Source organism: Bradyrhizobium sp. Crot121, from assembly GCF_059512385.1.
Genome location: NZ_JCAMOR010000374.1, coordinates 1 through 453, shown reverse-complemented (window position 1 = coordinate 453; position 453 = coordinate 1). Strand labels below are relative to the sequence as shown.

Sequence of the window (453 nt, the reverse complement as noted above, 5' to 3'; positions counted from 1 at the left end):
ATTTGAAGACGCGGTTTGAGAGCCAGTTTTCGCGCATGAACTGCCAGAGGTTTTCCACCGGATTGAGTTCAGGCGACTTTGGCGGCAGCGGCAAGGCGGTGATGTTTTCGGGCACGATGAGATTGTTGGACATGTGCCAGCCCGCCCGATCCATGATGAGAATAGCGTGGGCGTCCCAGACAACCTGGCGGGAGATTTCCATCAGATGCTGGTTTATGGCGTAGGTGTAGCACCACGGAATTACCAGTGCGGCGGCCTTGCCGAGCTTCGGGCAAATCGCACCGAAGATATAAGCCGACCTCGTGCGCTGGTCATGCGGCGCTGGGGACGTGTTCCGCGCTTGGCCCAGCGACGGGTGACCTTGTTCTTCTGGCCGATACGGGCCTCGTCCTGGAACCAGATTTCTATTCGTTTTCCTTTAGCGGCTCCGGCAGCGATTTCCGCCACTGTGGC

1 pseudogene is annotated in these 453 nt (G+C 58.3%); it reads right to left on the bottom strand.

The window, feature by feature from the left end:
* Positions 1 to 453 (bottom strand): annotated as a pseudogene (locus AC5ZGW_RS47045) (IS630 family transposase); the annotation flags it as partial.